This window comes from Sphingosinicella sp. (assembly GCF_013911755.1).
Taxonomy (GTDB): domain Bacteria; phylum Pseudomonadota; class Alphaproteobacteria; order Sphingomonadales; family Sphingomonadaceae; genus Sphingosinicella.
Map to the genome: position 1 here is coordinate 1 of NZ_JACESP010000002.1, position 17952 is coordinate 17952.

18 protein-coding genes are annotated in these 17952 nt (G+C 62.7%); 9 read left to right on the forward strand and 9 right to left on the reverse strand.

From position 1 onward, the window contains the following. Together H2052_RS01780 and H2052_RS01785 are read left to right on the forward strand one after the other, a co-directional pair. Positions 1-212 (forward strand): DUF2274 domain-containing protein (locus tag H2052_RS01780; protein ID WP_293777250.1); only part of this gene is annotated, 212 nt, incomplete at its 5' end. Between the two features lie 4 nt (positions 213-216). Beyond that, entirely contained in the window at positions 217-450 is a 234-nt protein-coding gene (locus tag H2052_RS01785; RefSeq protein WP_051035681.1) for a helix-turn-helix domain-containing protein, read from the forward strand. 340 nt (positions 451-790) lie between these two features. Here the strand turns inward: H2052_RS01785 and H2052_RS01790 are convergent, their stop codons facing one another. From H2052_RS01790 to H2052_RS01805, 4 genes are all read right to left on the reverse strand, one after another. Beyond that, a complete protein-coding gene (locus tag H2052_RS01790) occupies positions 791-1408 on the reverse strand; it encodes a hypothetical protein (protein ID WP_293777253.1) in 618 nt (205 codons plus the stop codon). After that, a complete protein-coding gene (locus H2052_RS01795; protein WP_293777255.1) occupies positions 1405-2094 on the reverse strand; it encodes a HupE/UreJ family protein in 690 nt (229 codons plus the stop codon). The genes H2052_RS01790 and H2052_RS01795 overlap by 4 nt, the downstream gene beginning before the upstream one ends. Next, on the reverse strand, positions 2091-2579 hold the full coding sequence (locus H2052_RS01800) for a hypothetical protein (protein ID WP_293777257.1): 489 nt from the start codon (positions 2577-2579) through the stop codon (positions 2091-2093). Before H2052_RS01800 ends, H2052_RS01795 begins: the two co-directional genes overlap by 4 nt. A 208-nt stretch (positions 2580-2787) precedes the next feature. Beyond that, on the reverse strand, positions 2788-3189 hold the full coding sequence (locus H2052_RS01805) for a RidA family protein (protein ID WP_293777260.1): 402 nt from the start codon (positions 3187-3189) through the stop codon (positions 2788-2790). Positions 3190-3330: 141 nt separating this feature from the next. On the opposite strand from H2052_RS01805, the gene H2052_RS01810 reads away from it, so the two are divergent. Together H2052_RS01810 and H2052_RS01815 are read left to right on the forward strand one after the other, a co-directional pair. Then, positions 3331-5403 (forward strand): FAD-dependent oxidoreductase, encoded by a 2073-nt coding sequence (locus H2052_RS01810; RefSeq protein ID WP_293777263.1) that lies wholly within the window; start codon positions 3331-3333, stop codon positions 5401-5403. A 199-nt stretch (positions 5404-5602) separates the two neighbouring features. Further along, positions 5603-6955: a hypothetical protein gene (locus tag H2052_RS01815; protein WP_293777265.1), complete on the forward strand. Its 1353-nt coding sequence runs from the start codon at positions 5603-5605 to the stop codon at positions 6953-6955. Here H2052_RS01815 and H2052_RS01820 read toward each other — a convergent pair. After that, positions 6952-8262 (reverse strand): hypothetical protein, encoded by a 1311-nt coding sequence (locus H2052_RS01820; protein ID WP_293777267.1) that lies wholly within the window; start codon positions 8260-8262, stop codon positions 6952-6954. The two genes, H2052_RS01815 and H2052_RS01820, sit on opposite strands and share 4 nt — an antisense overlap. Positions 8263-8423: 161 nt before the next feature. After that, positions 8424-9758, reverse strand: coding sequence for a DUF4185 domain-containing protein (locus tag H2052_RS01825; RefSeq protein ID WP_293777269.1), 1335 nt, complete (start codon positions 9756-9758; stop codon positions 8424-8426). Positions 9759-10300: 542 nt separating this feature from the next. Between H2052_RS01825 and H2052_RS01830 the strand changes: the two genes are divergently transcribed. The 4 genes from H2052_RS01830 (at position 10301) to H2052_RS01845 (ending at position 15441) form a co-directional block, all read left to right on the forward strand. Further along, a complete protein-coding gene (locus H2052_RS01830) occupies positions 10301-10666 on the forward strand; it encodes a DUF6152 family protein (protein WP_293777271.1) in 366 nt (121 codons plus the stop codon). A gap of 45 nt (positions 10667-10711) precedes the next feature. Further along, entirely contained in the window at positions 10712-11548 is an 837-nt protein-coding gene (locus H2052_RS01835; protein ID WP_293777273.1) for a hypothetical protein, read from the forward strand. Positions 11549-11820: 272 nt separating this feature from the next. Next, positions 11821-14178 carry a TonB-dependent receptor gene (locus H2052_RS01840; RefSeq protein WP_293777275.1) on the forward strand — a complete coding sequence of 786 codons (2358 nt, stop codon included), beginning with the start codon at positions 11821-11823 and terminating at the stop codon, positions 14176-14178. 234 nt (positions 14179-14412) lie between these two features. Then, on the forward strand, positions 14413-15441 hold the full coding sequence (locus H2052_RS01845; protein ID WP_293777277.1) for an alpha/beta hydrolase: 1029 nt from the start codon (positions 14413-14415) through the stop codon (positions 15439-15441). Between the two features lie 39 nt (positions 15442-15480). Here H2052_RS01845 and H2052_RS01850 read toward each other — a convergent pair whose 3' ends face one another. From H2052_RS01850 to H2052_RS01860, 3 genes are read right to left on the reverse strand one after another with little or no spacing between them, the layout of a single operon-like run. Then, complete coding sequence (locus H2052_RS01850; RefSeq protein WP_293777932.1) at positions 15481-16248, reverse strand: hydrolase 1, exosortase A system-associated; 768 nt, start codon at positions 16246-16248, stop codon at positions 15481-15483. Beyond that, a complete protein-coding gene (locus tag H2052_RS01855; RefSeq protein ID WP_293777280.1) occupies positions 16245-16922 on the reverse strand; it encodes a hypothetical protein in 678 nt (225 codons plus the stop codon). The genes H2052_RS01850 and H2052_RS01855 overlap by 4 nt, the downstream gene beginning before the upstream one ends. Continuing rightward, positions 16923-17192: an acyl carrier protein gene (locus tag H2052_RS01860; RefSeq protein WP_293777283.1), complete on the reverse strand. Its 270-nt coding sequence runs from the start codon at positions 17190-17192 to the stop codon at positions 16923-16925. Positions 17193-17298: 106 nt separating this feature from the next. Here H2052_RS01860 and H2052_RS01865 point away from each other — a divergent pair, with 106 nt between their 5' ends. After that, positions 17299-17949 carry a hypothetical protein gene (locus H2052_RS01865; RefSeq protein WP_293777286.1) on the forward strand — a complete coding sequence of 217 codons (651 nt, stop codon included), beginning with the start codon at positions 17299-17301 and terminating at the stop codon, positions 17947-17949. The last annotated feature ends 3 nt before the right edge of the window (positions 17950-17952 follow it).

Here is a 17952-nt window from a genome sequence, read left to right on the forward strand (position 1 = left end):
TGGCTGATTTGAAGCTGCCAAGGCTGCCCGATCGGACGCCGGCTAAGATCACGATCAACGTCATGCCGGATCTCATCGAAGCGCTGAACGACTACGCCGAGGCCTATGAGGCGGCCTACGGCCGACGCGAGTCCGTACCGGACCTCATTCCATTCATGCTTAGCGGCTTCCTGGCGAGCGACCGCTCGTTCAGCCGGGCACGTAAGAAATAGTCCGATGTCGGCCCGGCAGCCTGCAACGAATGGCGACGACGCGCCCCCGATTGGGCCGATAAGCGTTCGCATTCCCGACGCAGTACGGATGACGGGGCTCAGCAAATCCAAGATCTACCAGCTCATCGCTTCCGGCGACATCGAGGCAGCCAAGGTCGGCCGTGCAACCGTGGTGTTTGTCGATAGTCTGCGGTCCTTTCTGCGATCACACTGTAAACAGCCGCGTTCTCGGGCGTAGCAGGGATCGCGCATGTCGGCCTGTCGATATTTCGGCACGGCCTGTCGCGAAGGGGTAAAATTGGGGGTGGATTGAGCGGAATTATCGGCACGACGATCAAGAACGTTGTTATAAATCAGTATCTTATGTTTTTCGTGTGAATCCCTCCTCCGCTACCACCACAAAATCTAGTGTCGGCCTCTGATGGTGCCGGTTCGCGGCTGGCGGGGGCGATGAGCGCGGCGTTCGAGCGGCGCGTTGGTGATCTTGCGTGATTCGTCCAGCTGCCCCGCATTTTTCGCGCGGCTGTTTCTTGCCGACAGAGCGTTTTCGGTAGACCAGGATTCGCTCCAACGATCCCCTACTGTGGTTCCGGCATCAGTTCGCGGTCCTTCTCGCCGCGTCCGTCGAGCAATTTCGAACCGGTGATCTTGCCCGATGCGTCGAGAGTCAGCTTCACCGTGTTCATCGTGCGGTTCTGCCAGTGCCAGCCGTGGATGCCCGCGAAAGGAGCCACGTATCGCCCGCTCTGGCGGTCAGCCTTGTCGACGGCATAGCTTTCGGTCAGCGCCTCGCCGCCAGCGAAGGGGTGGGCATGCATGTCGAAGTTAAGCGGCCCGTCGGCGCGCCACGCGAACGTGATGGGCGCATCCTTGTCGAGCACGTACTTCAGCTCGATTTCCTGGTACGGGTGCAACTCGAACGTCCAGTGGTCGGTCTTGCCGGGCTCGGCCTCTGGCGGGGTGGCCGTGGGCGTAAAGGCGCCCTTGCGGTTGCGCCCGCGCTCGAGGAATTCGCCGGCCTGAGGATTGGCCATTTCGGACAGGCCGCTGGTTTCGCCAAAACCGGTTGGGTCGATGCCGGTTTCTGCCGGAAGCACGAAGAAGATGCCAATGGCGCCCAGGACCACGACGGCGGCTGTGGCGGCCAGAACGGTCTTGCGGCGGCTGGCTGAGGGGTTGGTTTGTTCGTCCGTCATGTTGCGAGGTATCCCAGTGTCTGATCGATCATGATTGCGGTGCCGCATCCCATCAGGATCCAGTTTGTCACCACCGCGGTTCGGGGAAAGTGCGGGCTCGTGCGCCAGATGTTGAGTAGGCTGATGACGAGGAACAGGACGATGATCTGTCCCAGTTCGACGCCGACGTTGAAGCTGACGAGATTGCCGATCAGCCCATCGGGCGCGATCGACAAGCTCAACAGTTTCGTCGCCAGGCCCAGGCCGTGGCAAAGCCCGAAGATGAGAACCGCCACCCGCGTGTCGATCGACAGCCCCATCCGGCGCAGAAACCCGAGATTCTCCGCGCCCTTGTAGACAATCGACAGGCCGATGATGGCGTCGACCACGTAACTGCTCGCACCGGTCTTGAATAGCACACCCAGCATCAAGGTGAGCGAGTGACCGATCGTGAACATCGACACGTAAAGCACGACATCCCGCATACGGTACAGGAACATGACCACACCCAAAAGGAACAGGATGTGGTCGTAACCCGTGACCATATGCTTGGCGCCGAGGTACATGAACGGCAGGATTGCCAGCCCATGGGTCGCCTCCACGAACGCACGGTCGCTTCTGGCAACATCATGTGCGAATGCGAAATCCGGCCAGACCAGCCCGGCCAGCGCCACCACGATCAATGCGAGGCGGATCGGCGACGTCACTGGGCGGGCGCGTCTTCGGCCGGGCCCGTGGGCGCCAGGCTGATCGGCCCGGGCATGTAGACTTCGTGGCAGGCGCTGCAGACGTTATAGAGCGTGCCGCCCACTTCGAGAACCTGGTCTGGATCCTTCGATTTGGCCGCCAGTTCAGCCTGTCCGGCAACATCGACCAGCCCTTGCGCGAAGTCCAGCCAATCCGAACCGCGGTTGGCCGCGTATTCCGGCCGCTTCAGGTCTTCGCCCAATTGCTTCAACTGCGCTGCGCCCTGCACGACCGCAGCCCATTCCGCTTCGTTCTGGGGGACGACTTCCCCAGTGCCGTTTTCGTCGCTGACGAACTGGACCGCGTTCCAGTAGGTTTGCGACGCGGGCTGGACCTTTTGGGCCATCATGGCCTTGACGTCCGCCGATTGTACGGGCGCTTCCTTCTGCCCGCAGCCCGCAAGGGCCAGAAGCAAGGCGCTGCCAAAAATCAAACGGTGTCGCATCTGCTGTCCTTTTCGAAATGCCCGACCGCTTAGTTCCGACCGGGTTGAATCCTTCTGTCAGTCCCGCAACCGAACGGGAACATGGTTGCGGTAACGGACAGGTTGCAGCGAGGTTACACCGCGCAACACAGGTGATTTCACCCTGAAGTCGTGGGCGATCGCGTCTCTGATACGGTCGCCTCGCAGTCAGGTGCGCAGGCCGCGCCGATCAGCTGGGGTCGAGCGCCGCGACGGCTTCCATCTCGACGAAATATTCGGGCGCCGCCAGCTTTGGGACCGGGATCATCGTCGCGGCAGGCTTGATGTCGCCGAAGACCTCTTCACGAATGGCCCGCATCTGGGCCGGCGCGATCGGCGTCACCAGGTAAGTGGTCAGCTTGACGATATTGGCTGGCGAAGCGCCATTGGCGGCAAGAGTATTGGCGATGTTGGTGAGGACAACCTTGTACTGCTCTTCGACCGTGGGCGGGACAACCCCATCGGGCGTCTCGCCGACCTGGCCCGAGGTAAAGAGCAGGCGCGCCTGCGCCGAGACGATTGCAGCGTGCGAATAGGCTCCGTAGGGCGGAATCACGGTATCCGGGCTATTGAACTCGACGAGATCGGTCATGTCGTCTCCGCAAGATGTTCGGGGAAAGGATTGTTTACAAGTTTAGCGTAACAATCGGACGTATATTACGATCATAGTATCGATATTGCAACAATCGAACTTGACCCCTATACGGTGCCGGTCCCGGGCTCAGGAGGAGAGATGATGAGGCCCTCCCATTACGACATCCTGTTCGAGCCTGTGCGGATCGGACCGGTGACGGCAAAGAACCGCTTCTACCAGGTGCCGCATTGCAACGGCATGGGCCATCGTGCGCCATCGGGCATGGCGGGTATGCGTCGTATGAAGGCGGAAGGCGGCTGGGCGGTCGTTTGCACGGAAGTATGCGAAATCCATCCTTCGGCCGATGTGTCGCCTCACTCCGAAGCCCGGCTGTGGGACGACGCCGATATTCCCGCCTTGGCCCGCGCTGCCGATGGCATCCACCAGTACGGCGCTCTGGCGGGAGTTGAACTCGGCCACCACGGTTTTCGTGCGCAGAACCGCACGACGAGGGAGATCCCAATGGGGCCGTCTTCGCACGCCGTCGTCTCCTACGATCCCGTGCAATCGCGGATGATGGACAAGGACGATATCCGCAACCTGCTGCGCTGGCAGAAGTCGGCCGCCCTTCGCGCCAAGCGCGCCGGTTTCGACCTGATCTACGTCTATGCCGCCCATGGCCTGACCACTGCGATGCAGTTCCTCTCGCGGCGCTATAACCAGCGCGGCGACGAATACGGCGGCTCGCTGGAAAATCGCGTCCGGCTGCTGCGCCAGATGATCGAGGTCACCAAGGACGCCGTCGGCGATACCTGTGCCGTGCCGGTGCGCATTTGCGTCGACGAACTGCTCGGCCCGGGCGGACTGTGCTGCGACGGCGAGGGGCGCGAGGTGATCGAGATGCTCGCCGATCTGCCCGACCTCTGGGACCTTACCGTCGGCGACTACAGCAACGACGCGCGCCCCTCCCGCTTTGGCCAGGAAGGTGCGCACGAACAATATGTCGCTTTCGTCAAGCAGGTGACGGGCAGGCCGGTGGTCGGCAACGGGCGCTTTACGTCGCCAGACACCATGCTGTCGCAGGTTCGCCGCGGCGTGCTCGACTTCATCGGTGCTGCACGCCCATCGATCGCCGATCCCTTCCTGCCCCGCAAGATCGAAGAAGGCCGGATGGGCGATATTCGCGAGTGCATCGGGTGCAACATCTGCGTCGCGGCAGACAATACCTACACGCCGATACGCTGTACCCAGAACCCGACGATGGGCGAGGAGTGGCGGCGCGGCTGGCATCCCGAACAGATTCCCGCGGCGGAGAGTGAGGATCAGGTGCTGGTGGTCGGCGCGGGTCCGGCCGGGCTGGAATGCGCCGTCGCCCTTGGCAAGCGCGGCTATGACGTGATGTTGGCCGAAGCGTCCGAGGAGCTGGGCGGCCGCGCCGCTCGCGAGCCTCGTCTTCCCGGCCTCGCCATGTGGGGTCGCGTGCGCGAATATCGTGTGGAGCAGCTGCACCAGTTGCCGAACGTGCAGGTCTACCTGGCGAGCGAACTGACGGCCCAGGATATCCTCGATACCGGCGCGAACCGCATCGTGTTCGCCACCGGATCGCATTGGCGCCGCGATGGCGTGGGCCGGTATCACCGCACGCCCATCACCAATCTCGACCAGTCCGGCGTCCTCACCCCGGACGATGTCATGGACGGGAAGGACGTCTCAGGACCGGTGATCGTCTTCGATGACGATCACTACTACATGGGCGGGGTGATCGCGGAAAAGCTGCGCTCGCAAGGTCTCGACGTCACGCTCGTCACACCGGCGCCGCTGGTGTCTGCCTGGTCCGTGAACACGTTGGAGCAGCCCAAGATCCAGCGCCAGCTGCTCGATCTGGGCGTGCGGGTGTGCGCCAATGAGGCGCTTATTGCCTTCGAGAACGGAACGGCGACGCTGGAATGCGTCTTTACCGGCAAGGCCCGGACCGAGGTGGCGCAGTCCGTTGTCATGGTGACGGCGCGCCGGCAGAACGACGCCGTCTATGAGGAACTGCTGGCACGGTCCGGGGAGTGGCCGGAAGCAGGCATCACGACGGTCGAGCGTATCGGTGACGTTCTTGCGCCCGGCACGATTGCCGCAGCGGTTTTCGGCGGGCACCGTTATGCGCGCGAGCTCGATAGTCAGCCCTGGGGCGACGAGGTGCCCTTTCTTCGCGAAAATGCCCAATTGGGCCCCTGGTCGTGATCGGCTGGGTCCTGACCCGGGGGGCGATGGGAACATGAGGCAAATCCATTCTGCGGCAAAATATCCAAAGCCGGAATTGCGCGGTCGATGCTGTTGACGCACTCTGGCCTGGAACAGCCGGGCCGGGGGCGGGGCAGCGGGCGTCCTTCGGCGGGCGTAGGCCGTGTGCGCGATATGTCGTGGAGGGGTGGGCGCTGAGATGGTAACGGGCGAGGGGAAAGGCACGCAAGATTCCGACTCTTTGCAAGGCGCGTCCGCTGCCGATGGGGCGCACGACGCTGGGGCCGTGATTGCTATGGAAGCGTCCCGCTTCCGCGCGTCCTTGCTGGAAAGCAGCCGCTCGTCGACCCTGGTCAACCTGTTCGACTATCTTGTCGAGCGGGCCAATGACGAACGCGCCCCCAAGGAAATCGAGATCGCCATCGAGGTTTTCGGCAAAAGCGGGAACTTCGACACGTCGCAGGACTCTATGGTCCGTAGCCATATCCATCGACTGCGTCAAAGGCTCGACAGGTTCAATGCGGGGAAGACTGGTCCTCGGCTGATCATACCCAAGGGCGAGTACCGTCTGGTCCGGACGGAAGGACCGGACGATGACGTGGCGGAAGCGGTGCAGGCGGCGAAGTCCATTTGGGAGCGCCTGCGAGCGAGAGGGGCGATCGCCATCCTTGTCGGCGGCAATGCCGTCCTGTGGTCGCTCGCGTTTCTGTTCGCGAACTATTGGCCCATGCCGACGCCTCTTGCCCAGACAGAACTTTGGCGACCGATCATGGCCAATGGACGAACGCCCGTGATCGCGGTGGGCGACTTTTACATGATCGCCGAAAGTGGCGACGACGGGCGGATGGAACGTGTTGCCCTCAACTCGAGGATCCAGTCGGAAGCCGAGCTTTCCAATTACCTGATGTCGAACCCCCAGCAACGGGGCAAGATGCACGCCCGCGACATTTATCGAGTGCCGGGCAGTGTGGCGCGAGCCGCTATGGCCGTTCTCAATCAGGTGTCAGCCATGCACCGCGGCTCGGGCAAGGTGGAAATCACCCCGGTCTCGCGCATTTCCCAGGAGCGGATAGATTCCAGCAACTTCCTGTATATCCAGTATTTTGCGCAGCTGGCTATGCTGCGTTCTCCCATCCTTCACCTATCGGGATTTGCGCCGGGCGACGAATTCGAGGAGATCGTGGACGTTGCATCGGGCAAGGTATACCGGGTCCGCCATTCCACAGCGGTGGGCAACCCGGACCAGGGCAGCGATGCGACCACAAAGTCCGATGGTGTCGACTACGGCTATCTCGCCAGTTTTCCCGGAGCATCCGGCAGCCGCAATCTGCTCATCTCCGGAGCCGGCGACGCCGGCCTGACCCAGATAATCAAGATCGTCGGCGACAAGCGGCAACTCGATACTCTTGCCGAGCGGATCGGTGGAGAGGAGGCGTTTGAGGCGCTTTACGAGGTCCGGACGATGGGCGGGCTCGTCTTCGAGACGAAGCTGCTGATCGCGCGACCATTAAAGACTGATGCGGCCCAAGCCGGGGGGCGCGAGATTCGTTAACGAGGGGCGGGGCTCCAGTTCAGCGGCTTGGTCTGATCCCACACCCCTTTCATATCGATCGGGTGGGCAACCAACAACGAACTCTGGTAGTTTTCCGAAAACATCGTGCGTACTTGATAGAGTGCTTCGAAGGAATCGAAGGCGCCCTGAATGCGGCGGCCGAGCTGCTGCAGCCGCTTGGGATCCATGGCAAGGTTCACCATCTGCCTTACGCCTGCGTCGCTGGTTCCCGAAATGACCAGGATCCGCTTTCCCGAAGGGCCCGGAAAGCTGGCGATATAACCGTAATCGTGGCGAGGGATGATCTGGTCCGCCAGGACATAGGGGCTCCCCGACAGGAAATGCCGTCCCGTCTTCTTGTCGACGAGTTCGTAGCACGTGTCTGCACAGCGAAATCGCGACACTTCGAACAATGGGGCGCCAATCAAGGGGCTCAAGGCATCGAGGGTACCGACATAAATGATGTTGGATGACTTCATCATCGCCGCGTCGAGTTCCGACGACGTTGCCGGACTGGGTCGGAATTTTCCGATCACCGGCCAGAGGTTGCCGACCGATTCCAGAATGTCGACACTGACCGTGCTCGCATCGTCATCCATCATGGCGACGGGGCGGGGATCACCATCCATGATATAGTAGCTGGATGAAGGATCCTTTGAAACACGATCATAAAATTGACCCAGATCGGCGATGGACAAATCCTGTGTCGGCTCGTCCACGCCGGTATCGAGGCTTTTGCTCAGATACATGAAGTAATCGCCAGCAACGATCTTCGTGCCTTTGTCGTCGAAGCCTCGCCACAGGGTCGAGCCGAGCGCATTGTCCCCAAGGCCAATCTCATCCCTGAAATAGAGGCAGGCCAGCGCGACGTTCGCCAGGAGAAGCGCCGTCGCCAAGATCCATACGGATGACTTGCGGCGTTCCCTCGGACGCGGCTCCGAGGGCGCAGTTCTCTCGTGCCCGTCGCGTTCGCCCGGCAGCTCGAGCAGCAGGCCGTATTCGCCGCGCGGGATGACGATCCGGGGACCGGTTCTGTCGGCATAGTAGAGCTCGAGCTTCCTGCGCAGGCGGTGAATGCCCACTCGAACGCGCGACCCTTGTGCGTTCGCCGGTTCAGCGCTGCTCTGGAAGACTTCCTCGGCAACCTCTATTTCCTTGGGGCGACGGCCTTCCAGGGATTGCTGCAGCAGGAAATCGAACAGTCGAAGCAGAGTGTCGGATTGATTGGACTTGATGAAGTCGCGCACCGCGCGCCCTTCCTCGGCCAGGGCACGGGCATCATCAGCAGGGGCGATCAAGCGGTTCATGCGCTATGCGAGCACCCAGCTAGAAACGAATATCGACAGTTGCGCCCCCGTGGACCTTTGTCGCGGTCAGCCATGGATTTGGTCATGCCCCCAAAGCACCATTTCTAGCGACAACCGCATAGGGTCACAAGGAGCGGCCCGAGCCCCGTCATCCAGGGCGGTCACTCCACGTCCAATTCGATCAACTGTGCATTGAAGCCATAGCCCGGCATGAATGAGTGCATCGTCCTGTTCGCCTCCAAGGCGGATTCGCGAGCATTGTCGGGCGGGGGGCTGTCCGTCTCTTCTTCCTCCCCAGGCTCGTCCATCGCCTGGGCGATGTTCCGGATGCCCTTCAGGTCGGTCCACACCAACCAAAAGCGCTTCCCATCGGCCGAGATCCATTTGGGCGCGATCTGCGGGGAATAGGCGCGCGCCTCGGGATCGCCGCCTGGCATCCATGCCATGTCCTCGTGGACCTGGCGCCAAGGCCCCCAAGGCGTGTGCGAAATCCAGAAGCCGAGATAGCTCTGCTTGCCGAATTCCGTACCATCCTCGGCGCGGCCGTTGCCGGATGCCACCATCATGTAGACGCCAAGCGCCGCGTTGAAGACGACGCTTGGCAACCAGGTCTCGACCACGAGATCGCCCGGAAACAGGTTCGTCGAATTGACCCATCCAGTGGGGAAGACATGGACGGGATGGCGGTCGGCAAGGGCTGTGCTCCACCTTGGCTGCCCGTCCGCATCGAAACCGGCGAAAAAGGAATAGGCGCGCCGGTCGAGCATCTTTTCGATCCTGACACGGAAGAGCATGAGCTGGTTCATCTGCCCGTCGACATTACCGTTCGGGCCGTAGACGTATATATAGCCGTCCGCGTTGTCTCGGTAGTCCTGGCCCATCTGCAGGATCGTCAGCAGCGACAGGCATCCTTCGGGTTCGTTGAAGAAAACAAGCTTGTCCTTCGCCTGTTCTGTCCAGCTTTCGTAGCGGACCGGCGAGCTGCCATCCTGGTTTCGCCAGGTTGAGCCTCCATCGTCGGAATAGATCAGCTTTGCCGTCGTCCAATGGCGCGGCCTATCCTGGGCTTGGTCCAGCGCGGAGAGGAACTGATAGATCCGGCCCCGCACGGCCAGCAGGCCGTGCCCGTGGTAGTGCGGTGCGTCAGCCGGCTCCTGCGATTCATCGACTGCGGGATAATTCTCCACCAGACGCGCTTTGGCCCGTCGCGGATCGCTGCCCGCGATCGACCATAGCGACCGTTTGAAGAACCGATCGGGCGGATCCGCCCAGCCTGCCCCGTCGTTGACGACGACCAGTTGTCGGTCGGCGGCGGTCCACGTCATCTTGTAACCGTCACCGATCGTGGGCAAGCGCACGATGGTGTCGTCGCGGCGTCGCAAGGACCGGACGGAAGCCATCCCGACCGTTCGTGAAATGGCGGCTCTGGCTGGCTGGCTCAAGGCCGCAAGCAGGCCGAACGCGATCGACTGCAGTATGTCCCGTCGCTGTGACATGCGGCTGGCTCCCTATGGAGAGTGGTGCGGTCGGCAGAATTGCACGGCGCAAATTGTGTCCGCATCCGACGGGCGGAAAGATCGACATGCACACCGGACATCGTCGGCCGCTGACGGCTCTTTGCCCGGGCGGAGAGCGGTGGCCATGCCGCCGCAGCGGGCGGCTAGAGATACTTTGCCTGTCTATCCCTTCCATGGCGGCGAAAGAGAAGCCGGAAAGCGGTGTTGAAACCGTTTGCCTTATGTGCGTAACCCGCAAAAATCGGCCAGACCTCGCCCCAATGCCGGAATTCCGCGAAAAACGAGGTCCACGGATCGAATGAGGGGGTCTGCGGACACATGCCGCTCACGCCAAGCTGCCGCGCGTTACCTTTGCAGGGCGACGGTTTCGCGACTGCTCAATACATGACGTCGCTGTCCCGACCGCTCATCTTCAAGCAACAGGCGGGGATCCGGAAGCCCGACAGGTCGACAAGTCGGTGTCGGCGGTGAGCGCGCCGCGCTGCCCGATCGTCGCAGACGACAACTGGATGGAGATGGAAATGAAGTTTGTCAGCAAGGGTGCGGTGATACTTTCGCTGGGACTGGCCGCAAGCGCTGCACCCGCCATCGCGCATCACTCCTTCGCGATGTTCGATCAGGACAAGGTGGTCAGCCTCAAGGGGGTCAAGGTCGTCCAGTTCAAGTGGGGCAATCCCCACGTCTTCGTCGTCGTGGAGAGCGAAAATATCCGCTACGCGCTGGAATGTGCCAGCCCATCGGCGATGAACTCGATCGGGTGGAAGCACAACACCCTGAAGGCTGGCGACACGATCGATGTCACGATGTTCCCCTTGCGCAGCGGCAAGCCCGGCGGCGCGCTCAAGGCTGCCACGCTCCCCAACGGCAAGGTGCTGGGAGAGGCTTGAGGCCTGCACTCTGAACAGCAGGTGCCGTGAATTGAGGGGAAGGTTATGAAATACAAAATACCCAGGGTGATTGCGGTCGTGGTCGCTGCCGCACTGACGTGGTCAGCCGGTCCTGCCTTGGCGGCAAAGCCCGCCGCTGGGGGCACGAAAGCCAGCGCTGACAAGCCGGTACCGGCCGCGGCCACCAAGGGAGCTCGCGACCTCACTGGCGTGTGGCAGCGATACCCGCTTCCCTGGCCCACCTATCTGGCCGACTTCGACGATGTGCCGCCGCCGGATCAGGGGCCCGATCTGGAAGAGCCCTACGCGACGCAATGGCGGGAACAAACCTTGAAGCGGCGTCGCGCGTTCGCCAGCGGCAAGCCGCTGCTTGACTCCAGCACATTGTGCCGCCCCGAAGGCATGCCGACAGTGATGCAGGCGATCTACCCGATCCAGATCCTCCAGACTCCCGGCCAGATCACGGTGCTGGCCGAACTCTTCATGCAGACTCGCCGCATCTACATGGATGCGCCGATGCCTCCGCTGGACGACATCGCGCCCAGCTACTACGGATTTTCATCGGGCCATTGGGACGGCGACACACTGGTGGTAAAAACGCAGGGGATCAAGACGGATGTCCAGTTCTTCGAGATTCCCCACAGCGAAGCGATGACCATCACCGAGCGCTATCGGCTGGCCGAGAACGGCAGGCTCTACCTGGATATTTCAATTGAGGATCCGGGTTACCTCAGGACCCCTTACGAATTCCGGTGGGTCTACGAACGGGCCGCTCCTGACTACCGTGTGCCCGAGTATGTGTGCGACAATATGCACGACGTGGTGAACGCTGACGGTACTGTCGACCTGATGACCGATGTTGACGAAAAACCGGGAAAATAGTCTGACCAGAGTGGTGTGAAACGTTCGCGCACAGTTCACGCGCAGTTACACACGTTTACTAGTTGTAACGATTAGCGCCAAAAATCATTCACTGTTTCTCAAAAGCGTCCTGTCGCTCGCATCGCCTGGGAGGGTGTGCAAGCGGGGCGCTTTTCGGGATGCCGGAAAGCGCGTTCGTCAAGCGACTTCAGGCATGGGGAGTGAGCTGAGGGCAGGGCCACCCGTCTCACTGGAACGAGCAGTGAAAACGATAAGTGAAAAGGGTGGGAAATATGACATCGGATGACATGAACCGTTCGGCGCGGCGGCACGGTGCCGGGAAATGGAGCACGCCGGTCTGGCGCGCGGGCCTCCTCTGTGGAGCGGCGCTCCTGTGCCCGGCTGTTGCGTGGGCACAGGACGAACAGTCCGCCAGTCAGGGTGCGGCCGTCGTGGATGATTCCGACGCCATCCTTGTGACCGCGCGACGAAAGGCTGAAGCGCTCACCGAAGTTCCGGCGGCTATCACGAGCATTTCATCGGATTTCCTGGAAAAGCAGAACGTCACCAACTTTGTCGACTTTGCGACCAAGGTGCCGAACCTGTCGTTCCAGTATGGCCAGGGTGGCTCGTTCCTTTGGAGCGGCGACCGCGAAACGACAATACGCGGCGTCGTGGGTGTTGGAACGACGGCCTTCTATATCGACGACACACCGGTACCGTCCTCGGTCAGCCCCCAGGTTCTGAACCTCGAACGGATCGAAGTCCTGAAGGGGCCGCAAGGTACCCTCTACGGGGCCAGTTCGATGGGCGGCAATGTTCGCTATATCACCCGGAAACCGTCGCTCGACGAAAATGAAGGCACCTTGAGCCTGCAGGCCGGGCACACGAAGGACGGCGGGTTCGATCACGACGTCAACGTCCAGAACAATTTCGTACTGGTGCCCGATAAGTTGGCCCTGAACGTCGCGCTGGGATACTTGCAGGACTCCGGCTTCATCAAGCGCCGGTTCCGCGACGGTGCCGGCGAATGGGTGACGAAGGACGGCGAAGGGCGCCACCGCAGCCTGACGGGTTCGGTCGGTATGCGGGCGCAGTTGACGGACAGTCTGGAAGCAAATCTGAGCTTCCTGGGTCAAAGCACCCGTCTTCGCGGATTCCCCGGCGCCTATCTGCCGCTGCCCGGCTATAAACCGCTGAGCTATACCCTCGATCACGACGTGGACGTTCAGGAATATTCGAAGGACCGGTGGGGCCTTGGCGCTTTCGTGTTGCGCTATGACGGGGATGGTTTCGAAGCCGTTTCCTCGACCAGCTATTTCAAGCGCAAGATCGAGCAGCTCGACGACAACACCGAAGGCACGAACTACTTTTTCCAGAGCGGGTTCGGTATCGATTTCACAGGCGTGCCCTTTTACGTGATCATCAATTCACGTGAAAAGGCGCTGACCCACGAGACACGCGTCTCGTTCGATCAGGGGACGCTCCTTCCCGGACTTTCCGGCATCGTCGGGGTGTTTCACAAGACGACCAAGAATAAGAACTACAATCCCGGGGTCGTCGTCCCCGAACTGGGCGAGGCGGGCCTCTTGCCGTCGTATCTTGCCGACGTCCTGACCAGGGAAAGGGAGAAAAACACCGCCCTGTTCGGCGAACTCTATTACGAACCGGTCTCCCAACTGACCTTCACGTTGGGGCTGCGACAGTACTGGATCGATCAGCATCAGGACCCCAGCGTCGATACCGGTGCGCTGTTCGGGCCCGACCCGTTCTATAACGCCGCGAAGGACAACAAGGAATCCGGTTTGGTGCCAAAGGCGGTCGTGTCCTATGAGATTGGCGATCGGGGCAACATCTATGCTTCGGCGTCGAAGGGCTTCCGTCTGGGCGGCAGCAATTCAAGACTGCCCTCGTTCTGCGGCAGCGACCTTGAAGACCTGGGGCTCACGCTCGACGGTGCGGGGCGATACAAGTCGGACACGCTGTGGAGCTACGAAGTCGGGGCCAAGAGCCGGATCGCCGAGGGACGCATGAACATCTCGGCGGCCGCGTTCCGCATGGACTGGTCGGACATCCAGCAGGTCGGCACCCTGCCGACTTGCGGGCTGACGTTCTTGACCAACGCCGGCAAGGCCCGCATCAAGGGCGGCGAGTTTGAAATCAGCGGTCGTCCAATGGATGACGTCCCACTGACGGTAAGCCTGGGCATCGGGTATCTCGATGCCACGCTGCTCGATCCCGGGTTCCTGCCGCAACCCGCCAACAGCCGCCTGGGCTTGGTCCCGAAGTGGACCGGCAGCATTTCGGGCTATTACGAAACCCCGATCGCCGCCAATGCCGACTTGTTCATTGCGGCGGACTACAGCTACACCAGCTCGACAAAAGTGCCGTCCGTGGCCGACGGCACGGCGGTTTTCTTCACCCGCCAGCCGATCAATCTCGTCAACGGCAACGTCGGCGTGAAGTTCGGCCGGTCGCAGGTGATGATCTTCGCCAAGAACCTGTTCGACAAGCGCCTGACTTATGGCGATCAGCCGATGTCGGGGTTCGAGCGCCGCGAACTGCGCGAGGACGGCAGCTATGAACGCTTGCTGCGTGGTGTCGTGAGCCGTCCGCGGCAGATCGGCGTGCAATACCAGCTTGATTTCTGACCATTCGGCGTTGCCTTCGACGAGGCTGTCGGAGGCAACGCCTCTCCTGAAACGATAGGGTTACGCGTCCGTGCGGGTCGGCCCTGCGCCACTCGAGAATTGCGGAGCGATAGCCGTAAAGCGATTCCACCCGCGCGCTACCAACCACCCCACGGGTACACTGAGGCGTCTCCGCCTTGCGTCGTCATGTCGAAGATGGCAGTTTGAGAAAAATCTGTCCTGAAGAGAAAATCGATGACGCTCGGATCGAAGATGTGGTTGTGGGTTCGCCGGATCGCCATCGGGTTTCTCGCGCTCCTTCTTCTCCTTGTGCTCGTGGGGGCCGTTTACGAATTTTTCGCGCGGCGCGGCTCGGCTTCGCAATATCCCGCGCCGGGCGTGCTGGTCGACATCGGCGGGCGCAGCATCCATCTGGATTGCCGGGGCGAGGGAGCGCCGACCGTAGTGCTCGAATCCGGGCTCGACATGAACGGCTCGCTCGCTTGGCACAAGGTACACGATACGCTGGCGAAAACCACGCGCACGTGCGCCTATGATCGCGCCGGGATCATGTGGAGCGACCCCTCGCCGGACGTGCGCGACGGCGATCATGTCGCGCGTGATCTTCATGCGGCGCTGACCGCCGCGGGCATCGACGGGCCGCTCGTTCTGGTCGGCCATTCGCTCGGCGGCCCCTACATCATGAACTACACGCGGCAGTTTGGCGCATCGGTCCACGGGCTCGTGTTCGTCGACGCATCGCACCCCGACCAGCTCGAAACACTGGCGAAGCCCGGCGAGAAAAAACTGAAAGTGGAGCTGCCGCTTGCCGTGGAGGTGATGAGTACGCTCGGCTGGACAGGATTGCCGCGCGCGCTTTCCGGCGTGTTGTCCCCGGACGAGGACAGCCCGATCGCGCCCCTGCGCGAGGCGTATACGCCGAGAAGCCTCCCCGCCATGCTCGACGAACTCGAATCGCTGGAAACGACACTTGATCAGGGCGGCGCTCTCAGAACCCTCGGCGATCGGCCGATCGTGGTCCTTACCGGTTCGAAACCCTATTCGAAGAAAATTCTGGCGGCGCAGGAAATGACTGAGGCCGAAGGCCGCGTTCAAATGACGAAATGGCTCGATCTGCACCGCGATAAGGCGCGCTGGTCGACGCGGTCGACGCACGAAATCCTCCCCGACGCAGGCCACTATGTTCAGCTCGATCGCCCCGATGCAGTGATCAAGGCGGTGACCGCTGTGGTCGATCAGGTCCGCAGCAACCCCGGGGAATAGCATCTCGCGCCGAGGTTGCTGGTCCTTCCCGGCGCGATCCTATTTGGCGAGCCAGTTTGTAATGGCGTCAAACAGCGCCTGCCGCGCCTCCGGGCGGGTTAGCGTGTGATCAGCGTTTTCGAGCCATAGCGGACGAACATGCGCGCCGAGCGCGGGAAGCAGCGCCGCGAAAGCCTCTGCGGTTGCGTCGCCGCGGGAGAGCGGGATGAGGACGGGGCCCGGAAACGCATTGATCGCCGCGACGAGGCGCGCGGAGAGGGCGCTTTCCGCCACAGCACCTTTGCTGAACAGGGTTTTCAGCGCACCCTTTACATCGATCCTGCCGGCGAGGATACGCAGCCAGTTGCGTGGATTGAGAAGGCGTTTCAGCGTGCGGTCGCGCTGCGCGGCAGCCGGCATTTCGGCGACGTCGCTGTCGAAGCTCCACGGATTGAGCAGAACGAGCCGCTGAATGCCGCTTGCCGCACCGAACAGAGCGAGCGCCGCCGCGCCGTCGCAAAGCCCGATGCCGACGATGTCCGTGCCGCCTTCATGGCGAAGTGCCGAGGCGGCGGCGGCGATGTCGTCCGCGCTGCCGAGAAAGCCTGTGTCCTCGCCCTCGCTGTCTCCGACGCCGCGTCGGTCGAAGCGCAGCGCGGCGATGCCCTGAGCGCCGAGCGTCTCGGCAAGCGCTGTGAACAGCCGATGCGGCCCGGCCCGGGTCTGCACGCCGCCCGAGACGATGAGCGCGGCGCGTGGCGCTTCGCCGGGGTGCAGCGTGGCGGCGAGAAGGGTTTCCCCGCAAGGGATGGCGAGCGGGCGGATCATTGCATCCACGCGGCAATATCTTCGGCGAGCGCGGCGGCGAACGCCGGGGCGGGGGCGGGTTCGGCCTGCCGCCACACGGGTGGGCCTTCCACTGCGGACACGCGCAGCGGCACGGCAGCTTCCGGGAGCGTCAGGGCGCCGAGGTCAACGGCAGTTCCGGGCGTGACGTCGTAGCCCGTGAGCGCCACCGTTTCGCCGCGGGCGAAGCGGGCTTCGTAGACCGACGGCGAGACACGCGTCCCATCGCGCTCCTGATCCGCGATCGCCTGCGCGCGCATCATTTCGCGCAGGAGACTTGCGCCGGAGGAGGCGGGAGAGATGCGGTAAAGGCCTTCACTCCCGGAACCGTCCGTGAGCAGCGCGCCGCCGCGCACGGCGAGCACGCGAAGCGGGCGCCCCGCCAGCGTTTCGATCAGATGTGCCGTCGCATCCCGCCACGCAGCGACATCAGGCAAGCCTGAAGCATCCCCGGTACCGGGAAGATCGGCAAGGGCGCTGCCGACACCTTTCGCCGCGAGCGCGCGGCCGAGATCGGCCAGCAGCCGCCGCGCGCGGTTCATTTCCTCGAACAGCGGCGGCAGGACGAGCACGCACGGACCGGTTTCGGGGCCGCGCAGGATGGTCGGCAGGTCGTATGGCCCGGCGCTGAGCAGCGTGAACCGGAAGGGCTCCACCTAGGCGGCAGCCTTCCGCGCGATGAAGTCGACGAGATTGCCGAAGGTCGCAAACAGGTCCGCATCCACCTCGTCGTCGTCGATCACGATGCCGAAGCGGTCTTCCATCTCGGTGAGGAGACCCGCGACCGCCATAGAATCGATCTCGGGCAGGGCGCCGAACAGCGGCGAGGCCGCATCGAGCCCGGCAGCGGTGCCTTCGGGAACGCCCAGAACCTCGACGAGAATGCGCCGCATCTGATCGGCGCGGGAATCGGTGTCTGCGGTCATCTCCACCCTGTATGCACTGTCGTTGCCGCGGGCGGTATACTGGCGCCGTCTGCAGAGGTAAATGCAGGCGAGACGGCAAGGCGGACAGGGACAGGCAAAGGGGCGGATGTCGTTTCGTGAAACATGGCGAGCGCTGGGTACGACGACGACGCTGTCCTACGCGATCGGGCGCGTGGCGGCGCGGATTCCGGGGGTTTCCTGGCATCGCTACCGGCTGATCGCAGTGCCGCTTTCGGGTATGCCGAAAATGCCGCGCGGCCATGTCGTGCGCGAACTTTCAGCCGATGCGCTCAAGACTTTGGTCATCGATGCGCCCCTAGATGTGCAGCAGGATCGTTTCGCGCGCGGGCTCATCTGCCTCGGGGCGTTCGACGGCGAGGTGCTGGTCGGGGTCAACTGGCTGGCGCGGGGTCAATACGACGAAGACGAGGTGAATGTGCGGTTTCTGCTCCCCGATGACGCGGCCTGGGATACGGGGCTCTGGATACGCGAGGACCGGCGGCTCGGCCGCGCATTCGCGGCGCTGTGGGCGGGGACGGGCGCGTGGCTGGCGGCGCATGGCCTCGCGCGCTCGCTGAGCCGCATTGCCGACTACAACCTCGGCTCGCTGCGCCCGCATGAGCGCATGGGCGGCAGGACGCTCGGCCGCCTCGCGGCGGCGCGGCTCGGGGCTTGGCAGATCGCGGCGGGCGTGCGGCCCACGATCGTGCGCGTGGGCGCGGGGACGCCGGCTCTCTGCGATCTGAGGGGCTGCTGAACC